Source organism: Mesorhizobium sp. M7A.F.Ca.US.002.01.1.1 (assembly GCF_004022955.1).
In the GTDB taxonomy this organism is placed as follows: Bacteria; Pseudomonadota; Alphaproteobacteria; order Rhizobiales; family Rhizobiaceae; genus Mesorhizobium; species Mesorhizobium ciceri.
Map to the genome: position 1 here is coordinate 1 of NZ_RZQE01000566.1, position 3,372 is coordinate 3,372.

Annotated in this window: 3 protein-coding genes and 1 pseudogene; 1 reads left to right on the forward strand and 3 read right to left on the reverse strand. The window is 63.8% G+C overall.

What is annotated here, in order from left to right; all coding sequences use genetic code 11:
* Positions 1–40 precede the first annotated feature (40 nt).
* Positions 41–610: an NADPH-dependent FMN reductase gene (locus EN932_RS31990; RefSeq protein ID WP_024501906.1), complete on the reverse strand. Its 570-nt coding sequence runs from the start codon at positions 608–610 to the stop codon at positions 41–43.
* Positions 611–787: 177 nt separating this feature from the next.
* Here EN932_RS31990 and EN932_RS31995 point away from each other — a divergent pair, with 177 nt between their 5' ends.
* Positions 788–2,155: a cytochrome P450 gene (locus tag EN932_RS31995; RefSeq protein WP_013528196.1), complete on the forward strand. Its 1,368-nt coding sequence runs from the start codon at positions 788–790 to the stop codon at positions 2,153–2,155.
* 29 nt (positions 2,156–2,184) lie between these two features.
* Here the strand turns inward: EN932_RS31995 and EN932_RS32000 are convergent, their stop codons facing one another.
* Positions 2,185–3,162: a complex I NDUFA9 subunit family protein gene (locus EN932_RS32000; protein WP_024501904.1), complete on the reverse strand. Its 978-nt coding sequence runs from the start codon at positions 3,160–3,162 to the stop codon at positions 2,185–2,187.
* A gap of 93 nt (positions 3,163–3,255) precedes the next feature.
* A pseudogene (locus EN932_RS39240) lies at positions 3,256–3,372 on the reverse strand (DoxX family protein); the annotation flags it as partial.

The window sequence follows — 3,372 nt, forward strand, 5'->3', positions numbered from 1 at the left end:
ATGGCAGCAAACCGGGGGTTTTTGCGGAAGACCAGCGTTTTCAGCCTGCCCGCATCGGCTTCAAAGCCTCGCTCCAGCGCAGCAGCTCGTCGAGCATGGTTTTGGCTCCGCCCTGCACCTGTTCGCTGGCGTTGAAAGCGCCATTTTCGTCGAGCAGTTTCTGGTACATCGGCAGCGCGACGCCTTCCGGGATCGGCATGACACCTACCGAGGTCAGCAGCGGCTTCAGCGCTTGCGCCGCGCGCAGGCCGCCGGAGACGCCGCCATAGCTGAAAATGGCGGCTGCCTTGTACTTCCATTCGCGCGAGAGATAGTCGATCGCGTTGACGATCGCCGGCGCCACGAAATAATTGTATTCCGGCGCCACGAAGACGAAGGCATCGGCGGCATCGATCGCCTTGGACCAGGCTTTGGTATGATCGTTCTGGTAGTTGCCAAGCCTTGGATGGTGCGGTTCGTCCAGCACCGGAAGCTTGAACGCATCGATGTCGGTCAGTACAGGCTCGAATTTCCCGTGCTCGCGCGCGAACCTCTCCAGCCACTCGGCAAAAATCGGTCCGGCGCGACCTGGCCGCGTGCTGCCGATGATGATGTTCAACTGGTGCTTCAAGCTGGGCTCCTGCGGTGGCGGTATCCATTGGTGACTGCCACCTAGGGCATGCCGCTCGGGGCAACAAGAAGGCACCTCGCGGTAACCGGTCACATTCCGGAGAGTAGGGCCTTGCCGTTCGGTCACATGGACGCCTGCTTTGCGGCCCACTACATTGGGTCATCAGCGGAGCACAGCATGGACATCCAGCCCGCCCCCTTCATTCCCCCGGCGCCGAAGCCGCGCACGACGCCGCCCTCGACGTTGGAGATGATCCGCATCGTCTACCGCAACCCGCTCGAATTGTGGGGTGAGCATACCTACAACGAGCCGTGGATCTCGGCGAACGGCGTTGGCGGACATCTGATCGTCGCCAATGATCCCGCCCTGATCCGGCATGTGCTGGTCGACAACGCCAGGAACTACAAGATGGCGACGGTGCGCCAGAAGATCCTGCGGCCGATCCTGCGCGACGGCCTGCTCACCGCCGAGGGCGAGGTCTGGAAGCGGTCGCGCAAGGCGATGGCGCCGGTGTTCACGCCGCGCCACATCTTCGGCTTCGCCCAGCCGATGCTGAGGCGCACGCAGGACTTCGTCACCCGTTACGAAGACGGCGGCACGTCTGACATCGCCCATGACATGACGCTGCTCACTTATGACATTCTGGCCGAGACGCTGTTTTCCGGCGAGATATCAGGCGAGCCCGGCAGTTTCGCCAACGAGATCGACCGCCTGTTCGAGACCATGGGTCGCGTCGATCCGCTCGACCTGTTGCGTGCGCCCGACTGGCTGCCGAGGCTGACCCGCATCCGTGGCCGCAAGACCATGGCCTATTTCCGCAAGATCGTCACCGACACGGTCAAGATGCGCGAAGCGAAATTCAAGCGCGATCCCGATGCCGTGCCGCAGGATTTCCTGACACTGCTGCTCAAGGCCGAGGGACCCGACGGACTGACGCGGGCCGAGGTCGAGGACAATATCATCACCTTCATCGGCGCCGGCCATGAGACGACGGCGCGTGCGCTCGGCTGGACGCTCTATTGCCTGGCTGAATCACCGTGGGAGCGCAACCGGGTCGAGCAGGAGATCGACCAGGTGCTGGCGCGCGAGCCCGATCCGACGAAATGGCTCGATGCCATGCCGTTCACGCGCGCGGCTTTCGACGAAGCGCTCAGGCTCTATCCGCCGGCGCCGTCGATCAACCGCGAGCCGATCGAACCGGAAATGTGGAAGGATCTTCATATCCCCAAGCACGCCGCGGTGCTGGTGATGCCTTGGGTCGTGCATCGCCACAGGAAACTGTGGGACCGGCCGGATGCCTTCCTGCCGGAGCGCTTCCACCCGGGAAATCGCGAAAAGATCGACCGCTTCCAGTATCTGCCGTTTGGCGCCGGCCCACGCGTCTGCATCGGCGCCAGCTTCGCCATGCAGGAGGCGATCATCGCGCTGGCGATCATGCTGTCGCGCTTCCGCTTCGACACCACCGCCGAAACGAAACCCTGGCCGGTACAGAAACTGACCACGCAGCCGCAAGGCGGTCTACCGATGCAGGTCACGCCGCGTTAGACATGACACCTTCAGGCAGTTGCGCCGAATTAGGCCGCGGGCTTGCGTTGCTGGAACTGGCCGGCGGCGCGGTAGCGCCAGAGATAGCTGGGCAGGATCGTCGCGATCGACTGCGGCTGGATGCCTAGCCCCGCAAGCGTCCTGTTGGTCTGGTTGGCGGCGTCCGAAACGATGTTGTGCTCGCGCAGCTGCATCACCTGGTCCTTGGTCAGCAGCGGGTTGGGCAGGAGACCGAGGATCGAGGCCTGGATGTTGGCCACCCACCACGGAACCGGCACCAGCAGCCGCTTGCGCTCGATCACGTCGAGCAGCTCTTCCATACACTGCTTGAAGGTGAGCACCTTCGGTCCGCCGAGTTCATAGATCTGGCCGCCATCCACCTTGCCGTCGACCGAGCGCGCCACCGCTTCGGCCACGTCGCCGACATAGACCGGCTGAAACTTGGTCTGGCCGCCGCCGATCAGCGGCAGCACCGGCGAATAGCGCGCCATGTTGGCGAAGCGGTTGAAGAAGCCGTCTTCGGGTCCGAAATTGATCGACGGCCGGAAGATCACGGCGTCCTTGATCGTCTCCAGCACAGCCTTTTCGCCAAGCGCCTTGGTGCGCGCGTAGTCTGATTCGGAGTCCAGATCGGCGCCAAGCGCAGAAATGTGGGTCAGGCCGGCGCCGACCGAGCGCGCGGCCTCGGCCACTGCGCGGGCGCCGAACTCGTGCACGGCGGAGAATTTCTGCCGGCCGCTCTCATGCAGGATGGCGACCAGATTGACGACATGGTCGGCGCCTTGCACGGCGCGGTCTACCGACCAGCGCACGCGCACATTGGCCTGGACCGGCTGGATCTGGCCGACATTGCCGAGCGGCTGCAAATGGCCGGCGAGATCGGGCCGCCGGCAGGCGACCCTGATGCGATAACCGCGCTTGGCCAACGCGCGCACGACATGGCGGCCGACAAAGCCTGACCCGCCAAAGACGACGACGAGCTTTGGGGTCTGCAGGATTTCGGTCATGGCTGGCTCCGGCGCTCGCAGGCTTGGCTGAAGCCGTTTCATAATCCGTTTCGTGCCAAAGGCAAAGGGCGACGCGTCGTCGCTATCAGCCTGTCAGAACGCTTTGCCGATACGGGCGTCGACCGAATGGCGGTTGCCGCCGCGAATGACGAAGAAGAGCAGGATCGCTGCCCACAGCAGCGACTTTTCCGCACCCGAATAGCCTTGGCC

Excerpts from the sequence above, each read along its gene's own strand:
- EN932_RS32000 (WP_024501904.1), bottom strand. The coding sequence starts at position 3,162 with ATGACCGAAATCCTGCAGACCCCAAAGCTCGTCGTCGTCTTTGGCGGG.
- EN932_RS31995 (WP_013528196.1), top strand. The coding sequence starts at position 788 with ATGGACATCCAGCCCGCCCCCTTCATTCCCCCGGCGCCGAAGCCGCGC.